The 25,592-nt window shown below is 73.8% G+C and carries 18 protein-coding genes and 1 pseudogene; 9 read left to right on the top strand and 10 right to left on the bottom strand.

The window, feature by feature from the left end; translation table 11 throughout:
- Nucleotides 1-55: 55 nt before the first annotated feature.
- Nucleotides 56-1,153, top strand: a pseudogene (locus RWE79_RS09130) (S1 family peptidase); the annotation flags it as partial.
- Between the two features lie 58 nt (nucleotides 1,154-1,211).
- Here the strand turns inward: RWE79_RS09130 and RWE79_RS09125 are convergent.
- A complete protein-coding gene (locus RWE79_RS09125) occupies nucleotides 1,212-1,649 on the bottom strand; it encodes a helix-turn-helix domain-containing protein (RefSeq protein WP_475939514.1) in 438 nt (145 codons plus the stop codon).
- Between the two features lie 244 nt (nucleotides 1,650-1,893).
- Between RWE79_RS09125 and RWE79_RS09120 the strand changes: the two genes are divergently transcribed.
- On the top strand, nucleotides 1,894-3,165 hold the full coding sequence (locus tag RWE79_RS09120; RefSeq protein ID WP_475939513.1) for an amidase: 1,272 nt from the start codon (nucleotides 1,894-1,896) through the stop codon (nucleotides 3,163-3,165).
- Here RWE79_RS09120 and RWE79_RS09115 read toward each other — a convergent pair.
- Complete coding sequence (locus RWE79_RS09115) at nucleotides 3,152-4,033, bottom strand: thermonuclease family protein (protein WP_475939512.1); 882 nt, start codon at nucleotides 4,031-4,033, stop codon at nucleotides 3,152-3,154. The two genes, RWE79_RS09120 and RWE79_RS09115, sit on opposite strands and share 14 nt — an antisense overlap.
- 164 nt (nucleotides 4,034-4,197) lie before the next feature.
- Between RWE79_RS09115 and RWE79_RS09110 the strand changes: the two genes are divergently transcribed.
- From RWE79_RS09110 to RWE79_RS09100, 3 genes are all read left to right on the top strand, one after another.
- The gene (locus RWE79_RS09110; protein WP_475939511.1) at nucleotides 4,198-7,620 is read left to right on the top strand and encodes a DNA polymerase III subunit alpha; all 3,423 of its coding nucleotides are present in this window, start codon (nucleotides 4,198-4,200) and stop codon (nucleotides 7,618-7,620) included.
- Nucleotides 7,617-8,624: a DNA polymerase Y family protein gene (locus RWE79_RS09105; RefSeq protein WP_475939510.1), complete on the top strand. Its 1,008-nt coding sequence runs from the start codon at nucleotides 7,617-7,619 to the stop codon at nucleotides 8,622-8,624. The genes RWE79_RS09110 and RWE79_RS09105 overlap by 4 nt, the downstream gene beginning before the upstream one ends.
- A 185-nt stretch (nucleotides 8,625-8,809) precedes the next feature.
- On the top strand, nucleotides 8,810-9,688 hold the full coding sequence (locus tag RWE79_RS09100) for an esterase/lipase family protein (RefSeq protein ID WP_475939509.1): 879 nt from the start codon (nucleotides 8,810-8,812) through the stop codon (nucleotides 9,686-9,688).
- A 10-nt stretch (nucleotides 9,689-9,698) separates the two neighbouring features.
- On the opposite strand, the gene RWE79_RS09095 is transcribed toward RWE79_RS09100, so the two are convergent.
- Nucleotides 9,699-10,700, bottom strand: coding sequence for a lytic polysaccharide monooxygenase auxiliary activity family 9 protein (locus tag RWE79_RS09095; protein ID WP_475939508.1), 1,002 nt, complete (start codon nucleotides 10,698-10,700; stop codon nucleotides 9,699-9,701).
- A 140-nt stretch (nucleotides 10,701-10,840) separates the two neighbouring features.
- Nucleotides 10,841-11,410: a hypothetical protein gene (locus RWE79_RS09090; protein ID WP_475939507.1), complete on the bottom strand. Its 570-nt coding sequence runs from the start codon at nucleotides 11,408-11,410 to the stop codon at nucleotides 10,841-10,843.
- A 78-nt stretch (nucleotides 11,411-11,488) separates the two neighbouring features.
- On the opposite strand from RWE79_RS09090, the gene RWE79_RS09085 reads away from it, so the two are divergent.
- The 3 genes from RWE79_RS09085 to RWE79_RS09075 are packed head-to-tail and all read left to right on the top strand — an operon-like array spanning nucleotide 11,489 to nucleotide 14,882.
- The gene (locus RWE79_RS09085; RefSeq protein WP_475939506.1) at nucleotides 11,489-13,387 is read left to right on the top strand and encodes a carboxyl transferase domain-containing protein; all 1,899 of its coding nucleotides are present in this window, start codon (nucleotides 11,489-11,491) and stop codon (nucleotides 13,385-13,387) included.
- On the top strand, nucleotides 13,384-14,493 hold the full coding sequence (locus RWE79_RS09080; protein ID WP_475939505.1) for a methyltransferase domain-containing protein: 1,110 nt from the start codon (nucleotides 13,384-13,386) through the stop codon (nucleotides 14,491-14,493). The genes RWE79_RS09085 and RWE79_RS09080 overlap by 4 nt, the downstream gene beginning before the upstream one ends.
- Before the next feature lie 14 nt (nucleotides 14,494-14,507).
- Entirely contained in the window at nucleotides 14,508-14,882 is a 375-nt protein-coding gene (locus RWE79_RS09075) for a GntR family transcriptional regulator (RefSeq protein WP_475939504.1), read from the top strand.
- Between the two features lie 30 nt (nucleotides 14,883-14,912).
- On the opposite strand, the gene RWE79_RS09070 is transcribed toward RWE79_RS09075, so the two are convergent.
- Both RWE79_RS09070 and RWE79_RS09065 read right to left on the bottom strand, forming a co-directional pair.
- Nucleotides 14,913-16,283 carry a CoA transferase gene (locus RWE79_RS09070; RefSeq protein ID WP_475939503.1) on the bottom strand — a complete coding sequence of 457 codons (1,371 nt, stop codon included), beginning with the start codon at nucleotides 16,281-16,283 and terminating at the stop codon, nucleotides 14,913-14,915.
- 33 nt (nucleotides 16,284-16,316) lie between these two features.
- Nucleotides 16,317-17,471, bottom strand: a complete 1,155-nt coding sequence (locus RWE79_RS09065; RefSeq protein ID WP_475939502.1) for a DUF5925 domain-containing protein — start codon at nucleotides 17,469-17,471, stop codon at nucleotides 16,317-16,319.
- Nucleotides 17,472-17,577: 106 nt separating this feature from the next.
- Between RWE79_RS09065 and RWE79_RS09060 the strand changes: the two genes are divergently transcribed.
- Complete coding sequence (locus RWE79_RS09060) at nucleotides 17,578-18,981, top strand: GH39 family glycosyl hydrolase (RefSeq protein ID WP_475939501.1); 1,404 nt, start codon at nucleotides 17,578-17,580, stop codon at nucleotides 18,979-18,981.
- A gap of 3 nt (nucleotides 18,982-18,984) precedes the next feature.
- Here RWE79_RS09060 and RWE79_RS09055 read toward each other — a convergent pair whose 3' ends face one another.
- From RWE79_RS09055 to RWE79_RS09040, 4 genes are all read right to left on the bottom strand, one after another.
- On the bottom strand, nucleotides 18,985-22,473 hold the full coding sequence (locus RWE79_RS09055; RefSeq protein WP_475945700.1) for a lipopolysaccharide biosynthesis protein: 3,489 nt from the start codon (nucleotides 22,471-22,473) through the stop codon (nucleotides 18,985-18,987).
- Nucleotides 22,474-22,654: 181 nt separating this feature from the next.
- On the bottom strand, nucleotides 22,655-23,482 hold the full coding sequence (locus tag RWE79_RS09050) for a polysaccharide deacetylase family protein (RefSeq protein ID WP_475939500.1): 828 nt from the start codon (nucleotides 23,480-23,482) through the stop codon (nucleotides 22,655-22,657).
- Entirely contained in the window at nucleotides 23,479-24,456 is a 978-nt protein-coding gene (locus RWE79_RS09045) for a glycosyltransferase family 2 protein (RefSeq protein WP_475939499.1), read from the bottom strand. The genes RWE79_RS09050 and RWE79_RS09045 overlap by 4 nt, the downstream gene beginning before the upstream one ends.
- The gene (locus RWE79_RS09040; RefSeq protein WP_475939498.1) at nucleotides 24,453-25,226 is read right to left on the bottom strand and encodes a glycosyltransferase family 2 protein; all 774 of its coding nucleotides are present in this window, start codon (nucleotides 25,224-25,226) and stop codon (nucleotides 24,453-24,455) included. The genes RWE79_RS09045 and RWE79_RS09040 overlap by 4 nt, the downstream gene beginning before the upstream one ends.
- Nucleotides 25,227-25,592 lie beyond the last annotated feature (366 nt).

Genomic DNA, 25,592 nt, shown 5'->3' with positions numbered 1-25,592 from the left:
GTGCGATTTGCCGGGCAATGTTTCGCCCAACCTTCGCCCCACAGGAGGTCATGAGTTGAGTCATCGACGAATACCCAAGCGGAAGGCGATCCTGGCCGGAGCCGGTGCCGCCGCCCTCGCGGCAGCGGCCGTCGTGCTGCCGAACGCCATGGCCTCGGAGACCGACACCACTCCGAAGACCCTCTCCGCCGACGCCGCGCAGGACCTGGTCTCCGGCCTCACCTCGCAGTTCGGCTCGGCCATCGCCGGGGCCTTCTACGACGCGCAGGCCGGCCAGGTGATCATCAACGTGGTCAACGGCGACGACAACAACGTGGTCGTCCAGGTCGAGAAGGCCGGCGCCGTGGCCAGAAGCGTGCAGAACACCACCGCCGAACTCGCGGGTGCGGCAAAGACGTTGAAGGCGCAGGCCAGTATCCCCGGCACCGCCTGGGCGGTGGACCCGAAGACCAACGAGATCCAGGTCACCGTCGACAGCACGGTCACCGCCGCCGAGCTGGCGACGGTGAAGTCCACCGTCAAGTCGCTGGGCAGCGGTATGGCCCGGATCGAGAAGACGGCCGGCGAGTTCAAGCCCTTCCTCTCCGGCGGCGACGCCATCTTCAGCAGCGGCGCGCGCTGCTCGCTCGGCTTCAACGTCACCGCCTCCGACGGTTCGCCCGCCTTCCTGACGGCCGGTCACTGCGGGGTCGCCTTCGAGCAGTGGTCCGACACACAGGACGGCACCCCCCTCGCCACCGTCGACCAGGCCACCTTCCCCGGAGACGGCGACTTCGCGCTCGTCAAGTACGACGACGCCGCCACCGACGCGCCCAGCGAGGTCAATGTGGGCGACGGCAGCACGGTCGCCATCACCGAGGCCGGCGAGGCGACGGTCGGCCTCCAGGTGTTCCGGATGGGCAGCACCACCGGGCTGCACGACGGTACGGTCACCGGGCTCGACGCCACCGTCAACTACGAGGAGGGCTCGGTCACCGGGCTCATCCAGACCGACGTGTGCGCGGAACCCGGCGACAGCGGCGGCTCGCTCTTCACCGAGGACGGCGCCGCGATCGGTCTCACCTCGGGCGGCAGCGGCGACTGCACGGCCGGCGGCGAGACCTTCTTCCAGCCGGTGACCACCGCGCTGCAGGCGGTCGCCGCGAAGATCGGCTAGGGACCGGCCAGGGCCCGTCGCGACAGGCCCGGAGTGAGCCGAGCCCCGGACGCCCTCAGCGGCGGTGTCCGGGGCTCTTCTCGCGTTCACGCTCGCGCTCACGGGGCAGCGACGGGAAGGCCATCACGGTCGCCCCCATCCGCACGGCCCCCGCCCGCACCGTCCCCGCCGTGTGCGGCGCCCGCGCCTGCTCGTGCAGCGTGACCAGCCGGGCCGCCAGCCGGTGCCGGAAGTCGTCCCAGGCGTCCGGCGACAGCCACAACTCGGCGTCCCCCTCGCCGGGGAGCCCGTGGCCGGACGGGCCGGGGCGTGCCTCGGCCGGTTCCACCAGGCCGACGGCGACGAGCCGGCGCAGATGCCGGCCGGCCAGGGCGTGCGAGATACCGAGTTCGCGGGCGAGTTCGGCGGACCGGGATCCGGTCCGGGTCAGCCTCATCATGCGCAGCCGTACGGGGTGAGCGAGGGCTCTGGGCGTGGGGTCGGTCGCCGTCATGCGCGACAGTAAACCGTGCCGGACCGTCGCCTTCGCAACCCCCGGGCACACACCGGACGGCAGCCGCTGTAACGCGGGGGACGCCTGTGGAGCGGGGGACTGCGCGGGCCTTCCCGGCTGCCCCGGCGCCGCACCCCGCAATCCCGCCCGCCTGTGCCCAGAGCTGCGGATACCGTCCATCCGCGAGGCCCTTGACGGCGGGAATCCGGGTGAACTCCCTCACGCGGACCGTAGGGTGACCCGTATGGGGCTTTCGTATGATCCCGATGATCCCGGGCGTATCGACGAGGCCGACCGCGGGATCCACGCGTTCGTCCCCGAACCCGGTCGCGCCGCCCGCCTCGTGGCCGAGGCGCGGGCCCTTCCGCCCGGCGGCGCGCTGCACGGCGTCCCGGTCGGGATCAAGGACATCATCCATGTCGACGGTCTGCCGACCCGGGCCGGATCCGTGCTGCCGCCCGGGGTGCTGGCGGGCCCGCAGGCCACCCTGGTCACCCGGCTGCGGGCGGCGGGGGCGCTGATCGCGGGCAAGACGGTGACCGCCGAGTTCGCGGTGACCGCGCCCGGTCCCACCCGCAACCCGCGCAACCCGGCGCACACGCCCGGCGGTTCGAGCTCCGGTTCGGCGGCGGCCGTAGCCGCCGGCATGGTCCCGCTGGCCGTCGGCACCCAGACGGTCGGCTCGGTGATCCGCCCGGCCGCGTACTGCGGGGTGGTCGGCTTCAAGCCCACCTTCGGGCGGATACCGGTCGACGGGGTCATCGCCAACGCCCCCAGCTTCGACACGGTAGGGGTCTTCGCGCCGGATGTCGCCGGTGCGGCCCGTTGCGCGGCCGTCGTGTGCGACGGCTGGCGGCCGGTGCGGTCCGATGCCGGGCACCGGCGGCCGCCGGTGCTCGGCATCCCCGTCGGTCCCTATCTGGAGCGTGCCGGGGCCGAGGCGCTGGCGGCCTTCAAGACCCAGGTGGAGCGGCTCGGTTCGGCGGGCTTCGAGGTCCGCGAGGTCCCCGTCATGGCCGGATTCGACGACACCGTACGGCAGCTCTTCACCATGAACCGCTACGAGGTCGCCCGCACCCACGCCGACTGGTTCCCCCGCCACGGCCACCTCTACCGCGAGCAGACCACCGCCGCGGTCCGGCAGGGCCACGCCATCGGCCACGCCGACTACCTGCGGGCGTCACGTGAGCGGGACCGCTTCCGCGACCGTGTCCTCACCACCATGTCGGACCGTGGCGTCGATCTGTGGCTCGCCCCCTCCGCCACCGGGGCGGCGCCCCTGGGGCTCGGCAGCACCGGTGACTCCGTCATGTGCCTGCCCTGGAGCAACGCGGGCCTTCCCTCGGTGAGTCTCCCGGCGGGCCGCGCCGCGAACGGTCTGCCCCTCGGACTGCAGTGCGTGGCCCGGCCGGGCGCGGACGAGGAGTTGCTGGCCTGGGCGGGGGATCTTCAGCCGGTATCCAGCGGCCTCCCCGGACGGTCCGCGCCGCCGGGCCCCGGGCTCAGGCCTCGATGAAGACGAGGTCCTCGATGGGGACGGTCATCCGCACGGTGTGACTGTTGGTCACCTCGACCACGTTGTGCAGGCCGGTGACCCGCGCCCCGGGTGTCGTGGACGAGGTGATGTGGAACTCGTCGGCCGCCCCGGCCAGGAAGGCGCGGAAGGAGGCCAGGGACGGCTCGCCGAGCTTGAGGTAGTCCGACAGCCGGCGGAACAGCTTGGGCAGGATCACCACGTCGTCGGTGATCGAGGACAGGCCGGTGACCTTCGCCCCGGTGGTGGTCACGTCGCTGGGCCACAGCCCCTTGCCCGCGGTCCGGGCCTGCCTGGTCGCCGCGGCCAGTTCCGTGCGCAGGTCCTCGAAGAGGTTGCTGTAGAAGGTCGGGAACGCCAGGCCCTCCGTGACCAGGTGGTGGTTGGCGGTGGCCCGCAGCAGCGGTACTCCGACAGTGACCTCCTCCCCGCTCCTGGTGCCCTCGGGCAGGGGGCCCCGGCCGACCAGCGCCACGCAGCGGCCATGGATGTCGACCCCGCCGGTGAGGATGAAGCCGGGCACGGTCTCGGGGACGGCGTCGGTGACCTTCTCGTCGTCCGGCGCGTGCTGCACGGAGGTGAAGCCGAGCCACTTCAGCAGCTCGTCCCTGGCCGCGTGCGCGAAGGGCAGCGGCTGGTGGATCGGCGCCGTCAGCGGCCCGTAGTGGGTCTCCAGCGCGTCGATGCCGTCCAGCCGCAGACTGGCCCGGCAGCCGTTGGTGAGGTCGAGTTTCCGGGAGTCCCTGACGCGGTTCCAGTCGGGATGCCGGGTGGGGGTGAAGCCGACGGTGTCACCGTCGGGTTTCGCGTTCTTGATCTGGAACGAGCCCTTGATCAGCAGCATCGGCATGGCGGCTCCTCATGAGGTGTGCCGGCAACTCACGGTCAATGGAAGCACACGAAGAGTCCCGGTGGGAGCCGGCGAGCACGCATTCGTACGAATGTTCGAGGAGTGGTCTATGGTGGAGGAAGGAGACCGAGAGGGAGGGGGCACGTGAGCAGCGGGAGGTGCGTATGCCGGGGTTTACGCACCTCAGCGCGGTGTCGGGCTTCTCGTTGCGGTACGGGGCGTCGCACCCGGAGCGGCTGGCGGTACGGGCCGCGGAGCGCGGGATGGACGCGCTGGCGCTGACCGACCGGGACACCGTGGCGGGGGTCGTGCGGTTCGCGAAGGCCTGCGCGCAGGCGGGGGTGCGGCCGCTGTTCGGGGCGGGGCTCGCGGTGCCGGAGGCGTACGCGGGGCGGCCGGAGAAGCGCCGCAGGACCCCGGTGCGCGGTGGGGCGTTCGTGGCGGAGGCGCCGCGGCGGGCCGTCTTCCTGGCCCGGGACGGGCGCGGCTGGGGCACCCTGTGCCGGCTGGTGAGCGCCGCCCACACCGAGGCCGGGGTGACCTGGGACGCCCTCGGCGGTGAGGGGCTGTTCGTGCTGCTGGGTCCGGAGTCCGAGGTCGGCCGCGCGCTGGCCGCCGGCCGGCCGGACCGGGCGGCGAGGCTGCTGGGGCCCTGGCGGGAGGTGTACGGGGACGCGCTGCGGCTGGAGACCGTCCACCACGGGCGGACCGGCACCGGTCCGGGCTCGCTGCGGCTGGCGGCCCGTACGCTCGGGTTCGCCGTGGAGCAGGGTGTGACGCCGGTGCTGAGCAACGCCGTCCGCTACGCCGACCCCGGCCAGGGCGAGGTGGCGGACGTGCTGGACGCCGCCCGCCGGCTGGTGCCCGTCGACGCGCGCGGGGCGGAGGCCCTGGACGGCGGTGAGCGCTGGCTCAAGGACGCGGGGGACATGGCCCGTACCGCCGAGCGGATCGTCGAGGCGGCCGGATTCCGGCGTGGCGACGCGCACCGGCTGCTGCGGGCGACCGAGGAGACGGCGGGCGCGTGCGCCGTGGACCCGGAGGACGACCTGGGGATCGGGCGGAAGCACTTCCCGGAGCCGGAGATGGTCGGCGCGGACGGCCGCGCCGCCGACCGGGTGCTGCGGTCGCGCTGCGCCGCCGGAATGCTGCGCAAGGGCTACCGGAGGGACCGTGAGCGCTGGAACCGGCTCGACGACGAACTGGGGGTGATCGCGCGGCTGGGCTTCGCCCCGTACTTCCTGACGGTAAGTCAAGTTGTGAGGGACGTACGGGACATGGGCATCCGGGTCGCCGCGCGCGGGTCGGGAGCCGGGTCGCTGGTCAACCATCTGCTGGGGATCGCCACGGCGGACCCGGTCGGGCACGGGCTGCTCATGGAGCGCTTTCTGTCCGAGCGGCGCACGGCCCTGCCCGACATCGACATCGACGTGGAGTCCGCGCGCCGGCTGGAGGTCTACCGGCGGATCCTGGACCGCTTCGGGACCGAGCGGGTCGCCACCGTCGCCATGCCCGAGACCTACCGCGTACGACATGCCATACGTGATGCGGGAGCCGCGCTCGGCATGGACCCGGCGACCGTCGACCGGCTCGCCAAGGCCTTCCCGCACATCCGGGCGCGTGACGCCCGCACGGCGCTGGCCGAGCTGCCCGAGCTGCGCGAGGTCTGCGCTGAGGACCACGGACGGCTCTGGGGGCTGGTCGAGGCACTGGACGCGCTGCCGCGCGGCGTCGCCATGCATCCGTGCGGGGTACTGCTCTCGGACGCCGGGCTGCTGGACCGTACGCCGGTCATGCCGACCAGCGGCGAGGGCTTTCCGATGTCCCAGTTCGACAAGGACGACGTCGAGGACCTCGGGCTGCTCAAGCTCGACGTGCTGGGCGTGCGGATGCAGTCCGCGATGGCGTACACGCTGGGGGAGATCGAGCGGACCGGCGGCGGCCGGATCGACCTGGACGGCGTCCCCGACGGCGACCCCGCCACGTACGAACTGATCCGGTCCGCCGAGACGCTCGGCTGCTTCCAGATCGAGTCCCCGGGTCAGCGGGACCTGGTCGGGCGGTTGCAGCCGGCCACCTTCCACGACCTGGTCGTGGACATCTCGCTCTTCCGGCCGGGGCCGGTCGCCGCCGACATGGTGAAGCCCTTCATCGAGGCCCGGCACGGGCGGGCCCCGGTGCGCTTCCCGCACCCCGACCTGGAGGCCGCGCTGCGCGAGACGTACGGCGTGGTGGTCTTCCACGAGCAGGTGATCGAGATCATGAACGTGATGACCGGCTGCGGCCGGGATGTCGCCGACGAGGCGCGGCGGGCGCTGTCCGACCCGGACCGGCAGGGGCGGGTGCGGGCCTGGTTCGCGGCGCGGGCGGGCGAGCGCGGGTACGCGCGGGAGGTCGTCCGGCGGACCTGGGAGATCCTGGAGGCCTTCGGCGCGTACGGGTTCTGCAAGGCGCACGCGGTCGCCTTCGCGGTGCCGACCTACCAGTCGGCCTGGCTCAAGGCGCACCACCCGGCGGCCTTCTACGCCGGGCTGCTCACCCACGACCCGGGCATGTACCCCAAGCGGCTGCTGCTCGCGGACGCCCGGCGGCGGGGGGTGGCGGTGCTGCCGCTGGACGTGAACCGGTCGGGGCCGGACCATAGAATCGAACTGGTGTCCGGTAAGTGGGGGTTGAGGCTGGCCCTGTCCGAGGTGCACGGCATCAGCGAGGCCGAGGTCGGCCGGATCGTCGAAGGACAGCCCTACTCCTCGCTGCCGGACCTGTGGCAGCGCGCCCGGCCCGGCCGTCCGGTGGCCGAACGGCTCGTCCAGGTCGGCGCGCTGGACGCCTTCGGCGCCAACCGGCGGGATCTGCTGCTCCAGGTCGCCGAGCTGCGCCGGCCGGGCGGCCGGGCCTTCACCCATGACGGTCAGCTCCCGCTCATGGCGTCGGAGCCGGCGGTCCCGGCCGGGCTGCCCGACATGGACGACACCGAACGCCTGAACGCCGAGCTCGGGGTCCTCGGCATGGACGCCTCCCGGCATCTCATGAGCGACCACCACACCTTCCTGGAGGAGCTCGGCGCGGTGCCGGCCGGCCGGCTGAGGGAGGTACGGCACGGCGAGACGGTGCTGGTGGCGGGGGCGAAGGCGGCCACCCAGACCCCGCCGGTCCGCTCGGGGCGCCGGGTCGTCTTCACCACCCTGGACGACGGCACGGGGCTGGTCGACTGCGCCTTCTTCGACGACAGCCACGAGGCCTGCGCCCACACGGTCTTCCACTCCTGGCTGCTGCTGGTGCGGGGCGTCGTCCAGCGGCGCGGGCCGCAGAGCCTCAGCGTCGTCGGCGCCGCCGTCTGGGACCTGGCCGAACTCGCCGCCCTGCGGCGCACCGGCGGCCTCGACGCCGTCGCCCGGCGCCTCGCCGAGGCCGCCCCGCAGCCGGGGACCCCGGACACCCCGGCGGCCCCGGGGGCGGACCCGGGCCGCCGGGTCCGGATGTCCACCGGCTACGAGATGCACCCCTGGGCCGACCTCCGCCCGCCCGGCGAGGGGGCCCCGACCGGTCGCAAGCTCTGGCACTCCAGCCCCGGGAGCGCGGGATGACCCGCCGCACCGGACCGCATGTGCTGTACGCGCACTTCCACCCCGTCGGCGGCGGCCCCCTCGGGGCGCGGTCGTACGAGGCGCTGCTCGCGCTGCTCGGCCAGGTGACGCCGGTGGTGCAGGCACTGCCGCCGGACGCCGCGCTGGCCGATGTCGGCGGCGCCCTGCGCTACTTCGGGCGGGACGCGACCGGACTGGCCACGCTGATCCGGGTGCGGGCACTGGCCCGCTACGGGGCCGACTGCACGATCGGGGTGGCCGGCAACCCGCTGCTCGCCCGGATGGCGGCACATGACGGGCCGTCCGGCGCGGTACGGACCGTGCCGGACGAGCCCGAGGCCGTGGCGGCCTTCCTCGCCCGCAAGCCGGTGGCCGCGCTGCACGGGGTGGGGCCCGCGACGGCCCGCCGGCTGTGCTCGTACGGGCTGGACAGTGCCGGACGGGTCGCGGCGGCGCCGCTCGGCACGCTCCAGCGGATCCTCGGCGCGGCGGCCGGCCGCCGGATCCACGAGCAGGCCCACGGCATCGACCCGGCCCGGGTCACCCCGAACGCGCCCGCCCGCTCGGTCGGCGGTGAACGCCACTTCGGCCGCGACGAGCTGGATCCGGTACGCCACCGGGCGGCACTGCTCTCGCTCACCGAGGAACTGGGCGCGAGGCTGCGCGCCACCGGCCAGGTGACCCGCTCGCTGACCCTCACCGTCCGCTACGCCGACCGCAGCACGACCGTCCGCGCCCGCGCGCTGGCCGAACCGACCGGCCACGGCGTGCCGCTGGCCGCCGCCGGCTACCGGCTGTACGAGTCGCTGGGCCTGCAACGCGCCCGGGTGCGGGCCCTGTCGCTGCGCGCCGAGGGGCTGGCGCCGGCCGAGGGCGCGCCCCGTCAGCTGACGCTGGACCAGGCCGACGACAAGGCCCGCCGCATCGAGGAGGCCGTGGACCGGGCGAGGGTCCGGTTCGGTCCGAGGGCGGCGTGTCTCGCCGCGACCGCCGGCGCGGCATAAGCACATACAGGTTACTCACAGGTTGATCCACCGAAGTGGAAATATTTTACCGACACGTAACTTCTCAGTTTTACTACTCGCCCGTAATTTGGCAGGAGCGCCACATCTTGTGATCCGGGTCGCAAGTCACGCGAGCGTGCTGCTCTTTCACGCTCTCCCCCACTGACCTGCAAGGAGTTCACACGATGCTGCCCAAGAAGCTGAGATCCCTCCCCAGGATCGTCTCCGTGATGGCCCTCACCACCGCCCTGGCCGCCGTCCCCATGGCGACCGGAGCCGTCACCGCCGAGGCCGCGTCCGTCAGCAGCGGCTGGAACAACTACTCCTGCAAGCCCTCCGCAGCCCACCCCCGCCCCGTCGTCCTGGTCCACGGCACCCTGGGCAACTCGGTCGACAACTGGCTGGCGTTCGCCCCGTACCTGGTCGCCCGCGGCTACTGCGTCTTCTCCCTCGACTACGGCCAGCTGCCCGGCGTCCCCCTCTTCTACGGACTCGGCCCGATCACGGACTCCGCGCAGCAGCTCTCCACCTACGTCGACACGGTCCTCGCCGCCACCGGCGCCGCCGAGGTCGACATCGTCGGACACTCCGAGGGCGGCATGATGCCGCGCTACTACCTCAAGTTCCTCGGCGGAGCCGCCAAGGTCAACGCCCTCGTCGGCCTCGCCCCCGACAACCACGGCACCACCCTCAGCGGCATCACCCACCTGGCCGACGAGTACCCGGCCGCCGCCGCCCTCGTAGCGAGCCTCCCGCAGGGACTGCGGGACCAGATCGCCGGCTCCGCCTTCCTGACCAAGCTCAACGCGGGCGGCGACACCGTCCCCGGAGTGAAGTACACCGTCGTCACGACCAAGTACGACGAGGTCGTCACCCCCTACACCTCCGGCAACCTCACCGGCTCCGGCGTCGACAACGTCCTGCTCCAGGACAGCTGCTCGATCGACCTGTCCGAACATGTGGCGATCGGGCTCGGCGACCTGATCGCCTTCCACCTGGCCGCCAACGCCCTCGACCCGGCCCACGCCACCACGGCCACCTGCCTGACCGCCCTCACCGGCTGACCCCGGCCGGCTACGAACGGCGGCCGTGCACCCGGCTCCGGCGCCATGCGGCGAGCATCAGCGCCGACGCGCCGAGGGCCACGGCCGCCGCCCCGCCGATCGCATACGGTGCCGGACTGCCGGAGCCACCGGTCTCGGCCAGGTCCAGTGGGGACGCCGAGGCCCCGGCCGCGAGGGAGCCGGAGGAGGTTGTGGGGGACGCCGTGGCGGAGGCCGCGTGGTGGTGCACGACGGTGGACCGGCTCGCGCCCGCCGCGATCTGCGAGTCCGACGGCGTCGAGGCCACGGCCGCCGGGGTCGCGGACGCCGGCCCCGCCGCTGTGGCCGTCGTCGCCGCTGCCGTCGTGGTCGTCGCGGCGGCGGAGGAGCCGCCGAAGACCACGTCCGAGCAGGAGTAGAAGGCCTCGGGGCTGTCCGAGCGCTGCCAGATCGCGTAGATCAGCTGACGGCCGGACCTGGCCGGCACCTTCACCGGGAGGACGTAACCGCCGTTCACCACACTCGGGTCGGTGACGGTCGCGAACGGCTCCGACTCCAGGTCCGACCACTTCAGCGGCTGCGACGGGTCGTAGCTGTCATCGGTGATGTACAGCGCGAAAGTGCCCTTGTGCTGCGCCGTGACCCGGAACGACAGCGTCTGCTGACCGCTGCTCAGCCGGGTGGCCGGCCAGTCGGCACGGGCCAGGTCCAGGGCCTTGAACTCGTCGTTGCCCGCGCTGCACAGCTTCCCGTCCGGAATCCGCTGCTGGTGCTGCCCGTCGACGTCGCCGATCCGTACGCCGTTCCAGTCGTAGAACGCCTGCGTGCCGCCCGCCGCGACGGCGGCCTTGCACGCGTCCGACTTCGGGCTCTCCGGATTCTCCGCGTAACAGGTCAGCACCCGGCTGACCGGCGTGCCCATCGTCCCGTGCGCGCTCGCCGGCGCGGCGGCCAGCCCGGTCAGCACGAGCGGGACCACGGCGGTGGCGGCTGCGGCAACGGCCTTACGGAGTACGGCGGTCCGGGCGGTCATCGTGGGATCTCCTTCGGCGGCGGGCGGTGCCGGGCGAGCAGCACGCTAGCCCGCCGGACACCCGAGAACCCCAGCTCGGAGGCGGTCCGGCGAATCCTTATGCCGCGGTTGAGCCGCCGTTGAGCGTGGCCTGAGAAACCTCACCGCAGCCGGATGTGCGGCGGGCTCTCCACAGTGGCCAGCTCGCGTTCGCACGCCGGGCACGACCACACCGCCGGATACGACTGGTTGGTCTGGAACTCCCGCGTCCCCGGCCGGCGCAGCGCCTCCCGGTCCCCCTTGTCGAAGCAGGCCCGGCACCCCAGAGCGACGGACAGCCGCGCCCACGGATGCGCCGGGAACTCCCGGCCCGGCCTGCCGTCGGCCGGATCGTCGAAGGGCGCCCACCAGTGATCGACCTCGCACCGCAGCCGGTGCGCCTCCCGGTGCCCCGCGGCCCGGTACACCGACTGGTCGAACCCGGTGATCCGCACCGGCGCCGGATGCGTGAGCGAGGTGTCGCTGAAGCTGTACACCCCCGCCGGCACCTCCTCGCCCGCCCGCCGGCCCGAGACACAACGCCCGGCGGGCTCACCGGCCTCCAGCAGGTGCGAGCGGTGCGCACGGCGGCAGATGAAGCAGTCCACCGCGAGCACGACCCCCGTACCCCAGGAGAATTGGGTCCGGTCGGCGACCTTGACCAGTCCCTCGATCCGCAGCCGAGTGAGCATTCAGCGATCCATCCCGCGGGAACCGGACAACAGACAGGCAGAGACTGGATCCTAGCCGCGCCATGACAGGGTGTCCGTATGACCGAACCGAGTCGCAGCGACCGCCCCGCCGCGCTTCAGCTCATCGACGCCGTCGTCGACCCCGGGACGTGGCGCGGCTGGGACGAACCGGTCCCTGAACTGAACCTGCCGGATTACCTGTACGACGCGGACTACCTGGCCGACCTCGACAAGGCCCGCGCCCGCACCGGGCTCGACGAGTCAGTGATCACCGGGGAAGGGCGGATCCGCGGCCGCCGGGTCGCCGTCGTCGCGGGCGAGTTCCGGTTCCTCGGCGGATCGATCGGCGTCGCGGCGGGGGAGCGGCTGGTCCGGGCCGTCGAGCGGGCCACCCGCGAACGGCTGCCGCTGCTGGCGTCACCGGCCTCGGGCGGCACGCGGATGCAGGAGGGCACGATCGCCTTCCTGCAGATGGTCAAGGTCGCCGCCGCCATCACCGACCACAAGGCGGCCCGGCTGCCCTACCTGGTGTACCTGCGGCACCCCACCACCGGCGGGGTCCTCGCCTCCTGGGGATCGCTGGGACACCTCACGGCCGCCGAGCCGGGAGCCCTGATCGGCTTCCTCGGCCCGCGCGTCCACGAGGCCCTGTACGGCGAGGAGTTCCCGCCCGGCGTGCAGACCGCGGAGAACCTCCTGGCCAACGGCATCGTCGACGCGGTGCTCCCCGCGACCCAACTCGCCGAGGTCGCCGCCCGGGCCCTGCACGTACTCTCCGGCGAGGCCACGCAAACCCCCGCACCACCCGGCGTTGGTGCCGCGCCCGGCGGTGTTGCGCAGGGCGGTGCCGCGCCCGGCGGCTCCGCTCCGGCCCATGCCGCGCCGTTCGGCGGTGTGCCTGCCGGTGCTGCGCCGGGCGGTGCCGCGCCTGCCGGTGCCGCGCCTGCCGGTGCCGCTCCGGCCCATGCCGCGCCGTTCGGCGGTGTGCCCGGCGGTGCCGCGCCTGCCGGTGTTGCGCCTGCCGGTGTTGCGCCGGGCAGTGTTGCGCCCGGCGGTGCTGCGCCGCGCGGTGGTGCTTCCGCCGATGTCGCCTCTACCGGTGCTGCCTTGCCTGGCGGGACGCCCGCCGGTGCTGCTCCGCCCGGCGGCGCGACTCGCGCCGGCGGGGCCGCGGGCCGTGGCTCCGGCTCCGGACCGGACGTGTCCACGGAAGAGTCGATCCGGCGGTCGCGGCGGCCCGAGCGGCCGGGGTTGCGCGACTTGTTGGCGGTTGCCGCCACCGAGGTCACTCCGCTCAGCGGGACCGGGGCCGGGGAGCGGGATCCGGGGTTGTTGCTGGCTCTGGCCCGGTTCGGGCCAACTCCCTGCGTGGTGCTGGGCCACGACCGGCCGGGCAGCATCCAGCCCGGCGGGCTGCGCGAGGCCCGGCGCGGGATGCGGATCGCCGCCGAGCTGGACCTGCCGCTGCTCACTGTGGTCGACACGGCCGGCGCCGCCCTGTCCAAGGAGGCCGAAGAGGGCGGCCTCGCCGGGGAGATCGCCCGTTCCCTCGCCGACCTGGTGGGTCTGCCCGCTCCCACCCTGTGCCTCCTCCTCGGCCAGGGCGCGGGCGGCGGCGCGCTGGCCCTGCTCCCGGCCGACCGGGTGCTCGCCGCCCGCCATGCCTGGCTCTCCCCGCTCCCGCCCGAGGGCGCCTCGGCGATTCTGTACCGCACCACCGAACGCGCCTACGAGGTCGCCGACCGGCAGGGCGTACGCTCCGCCGACCTGCTCGCCCACGGCATCGTCGACCGGGTCATCGAGGAGGGCCCGGAGGAGGACCTCGGTGCCGGGGCCTTTCTCACCGTCCTCGGGGACGTGCTCGGCGCCGAACTGGCCGCCCTGCGTACCCAGGACCCGGCCGCCCGGACCGCCGCCCGCCGGGCGCGCTACCGGAACCTGGGACTGTCAGTGCCGGGTGGCACGATCGGAGCATGACCACCGAGGACCTCACCGACTACTGGGACGCCGCCGCCGACACGTTCGACGACGAGCCCGACCACGGTCTCCGCAGCCCCGCCGTCCGGGCCGCCTGGGCCGCGCGTATACGCGGCTGGCTGCCGGACGGGCCCTGCGACGTGCTCGACCTCGGCTGCGGCACCGGCAGCCTGGCCCTGCTCGCCGCCGAGCAGGGCCACCGGGTCACCGCCGTCGACAGCTCGCCCCGGATGGCCGGGCTGGCGCGGGCCAAGCTGGCGGGGACCGGCGCCCGGGTCGTGGTCGGTGACGCCGCCCGCCCGCCGGTGGCCGGCGGCCGGTTCGATGTCGTGCTCGTCCGGCACGTCCTGTGGGCGCTGCCCGACCCCGCCGGGGCGCTCCGGCACTGGGCGGGTCTGCTCCGGCGCGGTGGCCGTATGGTGCTCGTCGAGGGCCGCTGGGGCGAGAGCGAGCCGGTCGGCATCACCGCGGACACCCTCGCCGGGCTCGCCGCGCCCGTCGCCGGGTACACCATGATCGAACACCTCGCCCACGACAGCGCCCTGTGGGGCCGTCACGTCACCGACGAGCGCTACGCGGCCGTGATCCGGGTGGCGCCGCCGCGCCGCCACACCGAGGTCGTCGACGTCCATCTGATCCTGCGGCGCGGGGACGAGATCCTGCTCGCCCGTCGCGCGGGCACCGGCTATGCCGACGGTCTGCTGAACGCGCCGTCCGGTCATGTCGAGGACGGCGAGGACGTGCGCGCCGCCATGATCCGTGAGGCGGCGGAGGAGATCGGTGTCGTCCTCGACCCCGACGCGCTCCCGGTCGCCCTGGTCATGCAGCACCGGGCACCGGACGGCAGCGCGCGTATCGGCTGGTTCTTCGAGGCGCGGCTGTCCGGGGGCGACCGGCAGCCGGTCAACGCCGAGCCCGACAAGTGCTCGGAGCTGGGCTGGTTCCCGCTCAACGCGCTGCCCGACGACATGGTCGCGTACTGCCGGGCCGGCCTCGACGCCTACCGGGCCGGTGAGCGCTTCCTGCTCCATCTGCACGAGCCGGGTGATCGGATCGCCCACGACCCGGACGCGCCGGGCCGGGCCGTCCCTCTGGCGGGTGCCTGACGCACAATGGCTCCGTGACGCTCCAGATCGACATCGACGCCGCCTCGTCCACCGCCCCCTTCGAGCAACTGCGCTCGCAGGTGGCCGACCAGGCGCGGTCCGGTGCGCTGCCGGTCGGCCACAAGCTGCCGACCGTACGGGCGCTCGCCGGGGAACTGGGCCTGGCCGCCAACACCGTGGCCAAGGCCTACCGCGCGCTGGAGTCGGACGGCGTCATCGAGACCCGGGGCCGCAACGGCACCTTCGTCGCCGCCGCCGGTGACGCCGCCGCCCGCGAGGCCGCCGCCGCCGCGACGGCCTACGCGCAGCGCGCGCACCGCCTCGGCCTCGACCACGCGGCGGCCCGCGCCGCCGCCGAAGAGGCCCTGCGGGCCGAGTACGGGGCGTGACGCGCCGACGCGCCCACCGTGCGAGGGCCGTCAGAGCCAGACGGGACGGTCGGCCCCCAACGGGCCCGGCGGACGCGACCAGTCGGCGGGGGAGCCGGTGAACCGGACCGGGGGCAGCGCGTGTCGGAGCCGGCCGAGCGGGCTGTCGGTGCCGGTGAGCCAGGGTGCCGGGTCGTACGGAGCGGAACCGGCCGGGGACGGGGCGGGCGGGGTGAGCCCGGTGGTGAGCCAGGAGGCGGTGGTTGCCAGCGAGAGGCGGATCAGCCGCCCGGCCCCGTCCTCCTGCCGCAGGGTGAGCGCCCGCAGTACGGCCGCCGCCAGCAGATAGCCCGTGCCGTGGTCCAGGGCCTGGGCCGGAAGCGCCCCGGGACGGCCGTCCGGCCCGGCCTCGGTCATCGCGATACCGCTCGCGGCCTGTACGAGGCTGTCGAAGCCGCGGCGACCGGCCCAGGGACCGTCGAAGCCCCAGGCGGACAGCTGGGCCACGACAAGCCCCGGCCGCCGCTCGGCCAACGCCTGCGCGGACAGGCCGAGTCGGTCCAGCGCGCCCGGCCGGTAGCCGGTGACGACGACGTCCGCCGAGGCCAGCAGCTCCTCGAACCGCGGGCTGCGCGCGTCCAGGGACACCGACCGCTTCCCGAAGCCGGTGTCGGCGTGCGCGTCCGCGGACTCGGGCAGCTCCGGCGGGTCGATCCGCAGCACGTCCGCGCCGAGCAGCGCGAGGGTACGGGTCGCCACCGGCCCGGCGATGACCCGCGTCAGGTCGAGCACGCGGATCCCGGCCGCCGGAAGGGGGTGCGCGGGCAGTGCCCGGGGGACAGCCGCGCTGCCCAGAGGTCCGCTACGGACCAGGGGTGCCGCCGCGGCCGCCGCTGCCTGCGGATGCGCCGCCCACTGCGGCGGCGTACGTACCGCCACGGCCAGGCCACCGGCCGCGAACACCAGCTGTTCGGCCTCCTCGGCGGGCAGGCCGGCCAGCGCCTTCGCCGTGCCCGCCTCGTCGCGCACACCCAGCGCGGCGAGCAGCCGGGCCCGGTGGTGGGGGTAGTTGGCGTGCGTACGCACCCAACCGCCGTCCGCGGAGGGCCAGAAGCGGGACAGCGGGGCGAAGGTGTCGCCGGGCCTGCCGTCGATCCGCAGGTGCCGCTCGCTGACGAAGGCCGTGGCCACCGCCCCCAGATCGACCTGTACCGCGGGCACCGGGCCGCCGGCGCGGCGTGCCGTGAGCTCGGCGGCGGCCAGCGCGCACACGGCCACCGTCGCCCCGGCGAGCGGCATCACGGGCAGCCGGGCGGCCGGCAGCCCGGCCGGCCCGCCGTACGTCACCCGGGCCGGCAGTTCCTCGGGTCCGTCGAGGGCGGCCCAGGCCTGCCGGGTCGCCTGATCAAACTCCTGCATCATGCACGTGATTAGATCAGACCGGCCCGGCGGCCGTCAGAGGTAGAGGCCGTCCGAGGAGGTCATGGCCGGGGCGGGCGAGGGGATGGCCGGGATCGCGCCGGGCGAGGAGGCGCCGCGCCGCAGCGCGTACAGCTCGGCCAGGGTCGCCCCGTCGCGGCCGATGCCCTCGGGAGTGCCGAGCCAGTTGACCGCCTCGGTGCGGGTCAGCTGCCCCACCTCGATCCTGGCCAGACAGCGGCCCGGCCGGACGACCGCCGGGTGCAGCCGTTCCAGGTCCTCGTTGGTGGTGATGCCGACCAGCACGTTCCGCCCCTGGCCGAGCAGACCGTCGGTGAGGTTGAGCAGCCGCGACAGGGCCTGGCCGGTCTGGTGCTTGGCCTGGCCGCGGATCAGTTCGTCGCAGTCCTCCAGCAGCAGCAACCGCCAGCGGCCGCCCGCCGCGTCGTCCTCGCCGATGGCGATGTCCATCAGGTAGCCGACGTCGTTGAACAGCCGCTCCGGGTCGAGTACGCAGTCCACCTGGCACCAGTCCCGCCACGACCGCGCCAGCGTCCGCAGCGCCGAGGTCTTCCCCGTACCCGGCGGCCCGTGCAGGAGCAGCAGCCGCCCGGCGATGTCGTCCGCCGTCAGCTTCATCAGCCCGCCCATCGCGTCGGCCACCGGGGCGGTGTAGTTCTCCCGCACCTCCTCCCAGGTCCTGGCGCTGATCTGGCGGGTGGTGCGGTGCGGGCCACGCCGGGGCGAGACGTACCAGAAGCCCATGGTCACGTTCTCCGGCTGCGGTTCGGGTTCGTCCTCCGCGCCGTCCACGCAGCGGGCGAGCAGGTGCTCCGCCAGTTCCTCGCTGACCGCCGTCACCGTCACGTCGGCGCCCCGGCTCCACCGCGACACCAGCACCGTCCAGCCCTCGCCCTCGGCGAGGGTGGCGCTGCGGTCCTTGTCACGGGCCGAGCGCAGCACGGCCGCCTCCGGCGGGAGCAGCGTCAGACCCGACTTGACGCTGTCCAGCGAGGCGCCGCGCGCGTACGGCTGCTCACCGGAGGCGAAACGGCCCAGGAACAGGGCGTCCACGACGTCGGAGGGCGAGTCGCTGTCGTCCATGTTAAGCCGGAGCTGCATGGACTGGTGGGGTGTGGTGGGATGCGCCTGCGGCACGGGCCTCCCCGGTTCTGCGGTCGGTTCGGACATGACGGTCATGATCCGGCACAGCAGGCCCGTTCGCACAGCATTTTTCGGGTTTCCACCGGGGACAAGCAGCTCCTTCCGGGCATATTCGCGGCTACCCTGTCCGGTGATGGGACGTCATGCGAGCACACGTATGAGGTTGGCAGGGGCGGGGCGGCGCGGCGTCACCGCGCTGCTCGGCGTCGGTGTGACCGGTCTTGTGACGCTTGCCCTGCTGCTGTCGATGTGCGGCGGCGACACCAGGGCCGGTAACAGCGGCGGTGCCGGCGTCCACGCCCCCGGCGGTCCGTCCGTGTCCTCCGCCGGGAAGCCGGGCGTCCGGCTGGGCTTCGGGCTGACCCACACCGAGTTCAGCGCCGACCACGGCGAGAGCTACGCCAGGAAGTCGGCCGGCGAACTCCTGTCCGGGCAGTCCCTCCCGCAGGACCAGGCCGTCATGGGCTGGGGCGCCGACAACCCCGAACCCTCGCCCGGCCACTACGACTTCACCGAACTCGACCACCGCGTCGACCTCATCCGCCGTACCGGCGGCACCCCCGTCATCACCCTGTGCTGCGCGCCCGACTGGATGAAGGGCGGCAGGGCCGGCACCACGGACTGGTCCGACCTCGAAGCGGCCCCCGCCGCCGCCCACTTCGACGACTTCGCCGCCCTCGCCGCGAAGGTGGCTGAACGCTATCCCGACGTCCGGCACTTCATGGTCTGGAACGAGTTCAAGGGCTTCTGGAACGACGGCCTGGGCCGCTGGGACTACGAGGCCTACACCCGGCTCTACAACCTCGTCTACCGGGCCGTGAAGAAGGCCGACCCGCGGAACCTGGTCGGCGGCCCCTACGTCGTCATGGACAGCTTCGCCCCCGGTGACGACAGCGCGGACGCCTCCGGATCCCTCAAGGGGGCCTGGGGCGCCGCCGACCAGCGCTCGCTCGACGTCGTCGACTACTGGCTCAGGCACAAGGCGGGCGCGGACTTCGTCGTCCTTGACGGCTCCAGCATGAACCACGACGACAGCCTGCGGCCCGACGAGTTCGCCGCCACCGAGAAGTTCGCCGCCATCGGCCGCTGGGTCGCCGAACGCACCTCGCTGCCCCTCTGGTGGGCCGAGTGGTACGTCGAGCCCCGGGCCGCCGGCTGGACCGAGGCCCACCGCACCGCCGTACAGGCCGCCGCGATGATGCAGCTCGCCCTGGGCGGCTCCGCCACGGCCTTCTACTGGAACCCCCAGGAGCGCGGCGCCTCCTGCCCCGGCTGCCTGTGGACCAGCACCGAACTCGCCGCCGGCGGCGGCGAACCGCTCCCCATGCTGGACCTGCTGCGCCGCTTCGCCGCCGCCTTCCCGCCGGGCACCGGCTTCCGCAGGGTCGCCGCCGACGACAGCCCCAATGTCCGGGTCCTCGCCTCCGACCGGGCCGTGCTGGTCGTCAACACCCTGGACCGCGCCGTCCACGCCCGGGTCGACGGCCGGTCCTTCGACCTCGGGGCCTACGGCATTCGCTGGCTGAACCGGCTCTGAGCTTCAACTCAGCGTCAGGAAGCGGTCGGCCAGCGCGACCAGGAACACCACCACCAGGGGGGCCGCGGCCCATGCCGACCCGCGCATCACGCGCCGCCGGCGCTGCGCCGGGACAGTGACGCGGACCAGCTCGCGGGCGCCGAGCAGCAGTACGAGCAGCAGGCCCGCCACCGCGCCGGCCACGGTCCAGGCGGTCCAGGTCACGACGGGGAAGACCCGTTCGCGCGGTGGGGCGCGGACCGGCCGGTCCGCCGGCCGCCCCCGCATCTCGTAGACGGCGGCGTCGTCGTTGACCAGGACCCGCCGCAGGTCGCCGCAGGCGTCCAGAGCGGAGAGGAGGGTGCCGGGCCACGCCGTGGAGAAGCCCGCGTCGAGCTGGAGATAGGCGGTCTGGCCGCGCGAGACGATCAGATACGACAGCGGCCCGGCCTCCCTGAGCGCCGTGACCAGCGGCGTCACCCGCGCCGGATCGGTGGGGGCGAGCACCGGCAGATAGGTCACCTTCTCCATGTCCCGCGCGTTCCAGGGGAGGCTCGGGGTGACGTCGTCGACGGTGTCGGTGCTCAGCCACAGCACACGCGCCGAGGGCGTGTCGTGTCCGTAGACGTAGTCCATGGCGGCGACCTCCCCGGTACGGACCCGCTCGAAGGGCTCGTTGCCCCAGCGGGCGACGAGGAAGCCGCCCATCAGGACGCAGCCGGCGACCAGCGCGGCCAGCGGGGCGAGCCGGCTCCGGTCGGAGCCGGAGTCGGCGGAGGCGCGCGGGAAGACGGCGAGCGCGGCCAGCACACAGGCACCGGGCAGGGCGAACAGGAAGACCCGCAGCGCCATCTCGCCGCCGTACGACTGCATGCCGAAGCCGCAGAACGGCACCAGCACCAGCACCAGCAGGGCGCGGTCGTCGATACCGGCGACTCGGCGGCGCAGCCAGCCGGAGGCGGCCAGGGTCAGCACGGAGGCGGCGAGCAGCACCCGTACGTACAGGACGAGTCTGTGGACGCTGCTGCCGCCCTGGATGCGGCCGGAGACACTGGAGGAGACGTTTCCGCCGAGCGAGCCGACGCCGCCGAAGAGCTCGTCGAAGTGCCCGGACCAGTAGGGCTCGGCGAGGAGGCCGACCCAGCCCAGGAGCAGCACCCCGCACAGCACCGGCAGCCCGCGCGGCGACGACCGGCGGACCAGCACCAGGACGGCCAGCGTGCCCAGCATCATGAAGGGCGTGAGCTGGTGGCCGGCGACGGAGGCGGCGAAGAGCCCGGCCACCACGGCCAGCAGGACCGCCCGGTCGGCGCGGCCGGCGGCCGGCACCTCCGCCTCGCCGGGGACGCGCCGGCCCCGGGGCGGCCCGGCAGGGCGGAAGTGGACCAGCAGGACGGCCACGAGCATCAGGTAGAGCAGGTGGTTGAGGGACTGCGGTGAGAAGTAGTCCTGCCCGACCCAGCCGCACAGCGCGAAGAACCAGGCCGCGCACCACTTGGCGCGCCATCCGGCCCGTACCGACCGCAGCAGCAGCGTCAGCGGTGCCAGACACAGCAGTTGGACGGCGAGCGGCCACCACCGCAGGACCTCGGTCAGGTCGGTGACCCCGCACGCCCCGGCGACCAGCGCGACCCCGGCGAAGAAGCCGGGCCAGGAGAAGCGGGCGTCCATGTCCGGGGCGGCGACGCCGGTGCGGCCGATGTAGTCGACGAAACCGGCGTGCTGCCAGGCGGTCGCGAAGCGCGGCTGCGCTTCCAGGACGGCGGGCAGGGCGTGCAGGCAGACCACCGTCGCCAGCAGCACGGCCAGCAGCAGCCGGGGCCGGGGCGTGCGCAGCCAAAGCCCGCCCGCGAACGCCACGACCAGCAGCGCGGCGCCGGCCAGGGTGGCCCCGGGCAGGACGGAGACGAGCCCGAGGCCGTTCATGGCGTCGAGCCGCGTGTCGCCCAGGCCGCGCAACGGCAGCCAGTACAGGGCCAGGGCCAGGGCCAGCAGGATCCACAGGGTGAGCGGCGCCCACGACGGCCGCACCCGCGACCGGGGCTCCGCACACGGCTCCGGCCCCGGCTCCGGCTCTCGCGGTGGCGGCACCGGCGCGATGACCTTCGCAGTCACGGCCGGGACGCCCCGCGGCGGGGTGGGCGGCGCGACGGGCGGCCGCCGTTCGGGATGGTCGAAGTCGCCGCGCACGCCCACCCGCGGCGTGTCCTGGTCCAGGGCGGCGCGCTCGGCCCAGCGGGTGCCGTAGACCACCTCCAGATCGTCCCCGGCGGCCGAGGTGTCCGGCGCGGGTTCCTCGGCGGCCGGGGCCGGACCGGACGCCGCCGTCACCCGCCGCAGCCCGCCCACGGAGATCACCGCGATGACGACCAGGCTGCCGAGCTCCGCCCAGCCGGCGCCGACGATGCCCAGCGGCGTGAGCAGCGTCAGGGTCAGCCCCAGCACCAGCACGCACAGCACGCCCTGGAGCACCGCGAGCAGCGCGGTCCGGCTCTGGGCCCGCAGCACCCCGAAGTAGACCTCGATCACCACCCGGGTCAGCGAGCACAGTGCGAGCAGCCGCAGCAGCGGCGCGCCCTGATCCGAGTACCCCCTGCCGAACACGCCGAGGATCTGTGGCGCGAAGGCCAGCAGGAAGACCACGATCGGCACCATGATGCGGGCCATCCGGCGCAGCGCGGCCCGGCAGTTCCCGGCGATCCCGGCCGGGTCGTGGGAGCCCTCGACGGTCAGTGACGAGCCCATGTTGATCGCCAGCAGGTCGATGGTGCCGCCGATGGTCATCGTGATGTAGAAGTACGCGTTGTCGGCGGAGCTGATCTGCGAGGCGACGATCACCGGCACCAGGTAGACCACGGCCAGCGCGAACAGCGAGCCGGTGGAGTCGCCCGCGACGAAGCGCCCCATCTGCCGCACCGTCGGCGGCTCCGCCCGCTCCGCGGCGGCGGCATGCCGGGGCACCAGCCGCCGGAACACCAGCCAGCCCAGCGGGATCACGGACAGGGCGATGGCCGCCACCCACGACACGAAGACCCCGGCGGTGGGCACCGCCGCCGCGAGGCCGATCAGCAGCGCCAGCTTGCCCGCCGAGAAGACCGTGTTGCCGACCGGCACCCACAGCGCGCTGCGCAGCCCGGTCAGTACCCCGTCCTGGAGGGTCAGCAGCGACCAGCCGGTCACCGCCGCGACGAACCCGAGCCCGTTGACCGGCCCGTGCAGAAAGCGGTACGACGGCCCCCAGAAGTCCAGTGTCAGCAGGAAGACCGCCGCCGAGACCGCCACCACCGCCGAACTCCCGGCGTACGTACGGAGAATGAGCCGACCGGCGGCCCGCCCGGCGACCGGGACGAAGCGGGTCATGGCCCCGGTGAGGGTCACCGCCATCAGCCCGGCCAGGAACTTCATCGCAGCGATGGCCGCCGAGCCCCGGCCGACGGCGTCCTCGGTGTACTGGCGGGCCGCGACCAGCCAGTACGCCAGGCCCAGGACCGCGGACACCCCGGTGTTGAGCATCAGCGCATACGCGTTGCGGAACAGATGGCCGCTCCCGGCCGCCCCACCGCTCCCGGCCGCCCCGCTGCCGCCTTTGCCGCCGTGCTCGCCGTGCTCGCCGCGTTCGCCGCCCGCCCCCGTGGTGCCTCCGTCGGGGCCGGTCTCGTCGCCGCCGGGGGCCGGGTCCTTTCTGGTCGCCGTCTCAGACACGGTGCCCGGACACCTTCCGCAGGCCCTGTCGGGCCCGGCGTACCAGGGCGTACCCCTTGGTCAGCGCCCGGTCCCCGGCGAAGTTCCGGGCCACCGCCGCCGCTTCGCCCTCCACCACGCGCCCGAACTCCTCGATGCCCGTGCCGCGCCGCACCGTCACCCGCTCCAGCGCGTACGGCCCCTGCCGCCGTGCCGCCAGCGCGTTGCCCACCGCCAGCGACACACCGAAACCGGCCGCCCGGACGGTCCGGCGCACCCGGCGGCTCGAATAGCCGTAGGGATACGCGAACGACGACGGCGGCCCCCCGCCGGCGACCCCGTCCAGCTCGTCGTGGATGATCTCCCGGCAGCGCAGCACCTCGGACCACAGCCGCTCGTCGGTGAGCAGGTCCAGCTGCGGATGGGTGTGGCTGTGGCCGCCGATCTCCACGCCGCCGGCCGCCAGTTCGCGCACCTGGTCCCAGTCGAGCATGGTGTCCGGCGCCGCCCCGCCCACCTCGTACGGGCCCGGCAGCCATCCCGTCGACACGAACAGCGTCGCCGGGAAGCCGGACTCGGCCAGCACGGGCAGGCAGTGCCGGTGCACGCCCTCGTATCCGTCGTCGAAGGTGATCAGCACGGGACGCCGGGGCAGCGGCCGGCCGTTCCGCCACGCAGTCGCCAGCGCCGAGGCGGTCAGCGGTGTGAAGCCGCCCTCGGCCAGGAACCGCATCTGCTCGGCGAAGGCGTCCGGGGCCACCGACAGCCCGTACACCGCCCGCCGGGGAGCGTCCGCCACGGCGTGGTACATCAGGATCGGCACGGCGCCGTCATGCCTCATCGCCGGGCCCCTCCCGTCGCCCGCCCCGCGAACCGCTCCCCGAGCCGCGCGGCCCCGTACCCCGCCGCGGTGGTGGCCGCTCCCGCCACGATCGCGCCCGCGCGGCCCCACCTCCCGCCGGACAGCGCCCGTGCGGCACCGAGCGGCAGTACCCGCGCGGCGTAGGCCCGTTCGGTCGCCAGACCGTCCCGGGTGCCGACGCTGCGGACGACGAGAGCCTTGGACAGGCCCTCGGCGTAACAGCGGGCCCGGAAGTACGAGAAGCGCTCCCGCGCGGCGGGGACCCGGTGCCAGATGACCGCGCGGTCGTCGACGAGCAGCACCGCGCCCGGTTCGGCCCGCGCCAGCCGGATGCAGAACTCGGTCTCCTCGCAGCCCATCGGGCGGCGGTCACCGTCCCGGCCGATGCCGGTGGTGAAGCCGCCGGCGAGGTCGAAGGCGATCCGCCGGAAGGAGGCGTTGCCGCCCAGCACGTTGCGCACCCTGGCCCTTCCGGACGGCTGGCCCCGGTAGGACGCGCCGACCACCCAGTCGAACTCCTCGGGAAACCACCGGGGACGGCGTCCCGAGGCCCACACCGGGCGGGTGCGGCCGCCGACGCCCAGCACCGACGGATCGGCGTAGGCGTCGGCGAACCAGCGGAGCCAGTCGCGTTCGGCGACGGCGTCGTCGTCGAGGAAGGCGACGACCTCCGACGCGCAGGCGGCGATGCCGGTGTTGCGCCCGGCGGACAGCCCGCGCGGCCCGGCGTTGGCCAGTACGCGCACCCCCGCCACACCGTCGTACGTCCGCGCCAGCCGCCGCAGCAGCGCCGGGTTGTGGTCGACGACGAGCAGGGTCTCGTGCGCGGGCAGGCTCTGCGCCCGCACCGAGGCCACCGCGGCGAGGATGTCGTCCCAGCGGTCCTCGGTGTAGACGCAGACGACGACGCAGATGCGCCCCGCGAGGGCCCGCGCGCCGGGCTCCGCGTTCACAGGGTCTCCCCGCGGCGCTCGCCGAAGATGACCCGCAGCACCCGCAGGCCGTCGCGCACCGCCCGCAGATTGCTCACGCCGTGGATCCGTACGTACTCGTGGCTCGGTATCTCCTGCACGCGCAGGCCGGCCTTGACGACCCTTATGTTCATCAGGGTCTCGACCTCGAAGCCCGTGCAGTCCAGGGTGATCTTGTCCAGGCAGTGCCGCCAGAACGCGTTGAACCCGTAGCAGAGGTCGGTGTAGCGGGCCCCGAACCTGGCGTTGACCACCGAGCACAGCACCCGGTTGCCGAGTCTGCGGACCGGGGTCATGTCGTCCGTGCCGCCCCCGTTGGCGAAGCGTGACCCCTTGGCGAAATCGGCCCCTCCGACCAGGGCCGACACATAGGAGACGATCTCGTTGCCGTCGGCCGAGCCGTCGGCGTCGACCATGACGATGATCTCGCCCGTGCAGGCGGCGAACCCGCTGATGAGCGCGTCGCCCTTGCCCCTGCCGGTCTGTTCGACGACCCGTATGTCCGGTCGTAGCTCGCGGGCGACCTTCACCGTGTCATCCGTGGAGTGGCCGTCGACGAGCACCACTTCGTGGATCCAGGAAGGCAGCGTGGCGAAGACATGAGGCAGGTTCTCCGCCTCGTTCATCGCCGGGATGACCACGCTGACCAGCGGCGCGATCGCCAAGTGCGAGGAGACCGGAGTGAAGTGGGACGGCGACGGCATGACCGTAGGAGCCTGCCCGGTGGCTGCCGGGCGCGGAAAGGAGCTCATGAGTCCTTTTTCCCTCTCGTCCGGTGGACCGCCCGCCCCCGGGTGGTCCTCGGTGTTTCCGGTTCGAAAGGGGGGTCTGACCTGGCCCGGAGCGTGCTGCCGCGCAACAGCGGTACGCGTCAAGGCTCTTGGCGGGTCAGGCGGGTGGGCATGCGTGACCGGCCGCGCGGCTCGGCACACATGCCCCGGTGACCGGGCACGGCACCCCCCTACCGCGTCCCGCGCCGTTCCATCGCGACTGACGAGCCCTCCCCTGAGCCGCTGACTGTGATGGACCGATGCGGGCGGATGTACGACGGTATTGATGATTGGGGCTCTATGGCAAGACCTGTGACGGCGATTACCCTTTGACCGAAATTGACAGGC

This window comes from Streptomyces sp. RLA131 (genome assembly GCF_056270125.1).
Note: the sequence above shows the minus strand (reverse complement) of the source record. Positions and strands in the feature narration are given on the sequence as shown.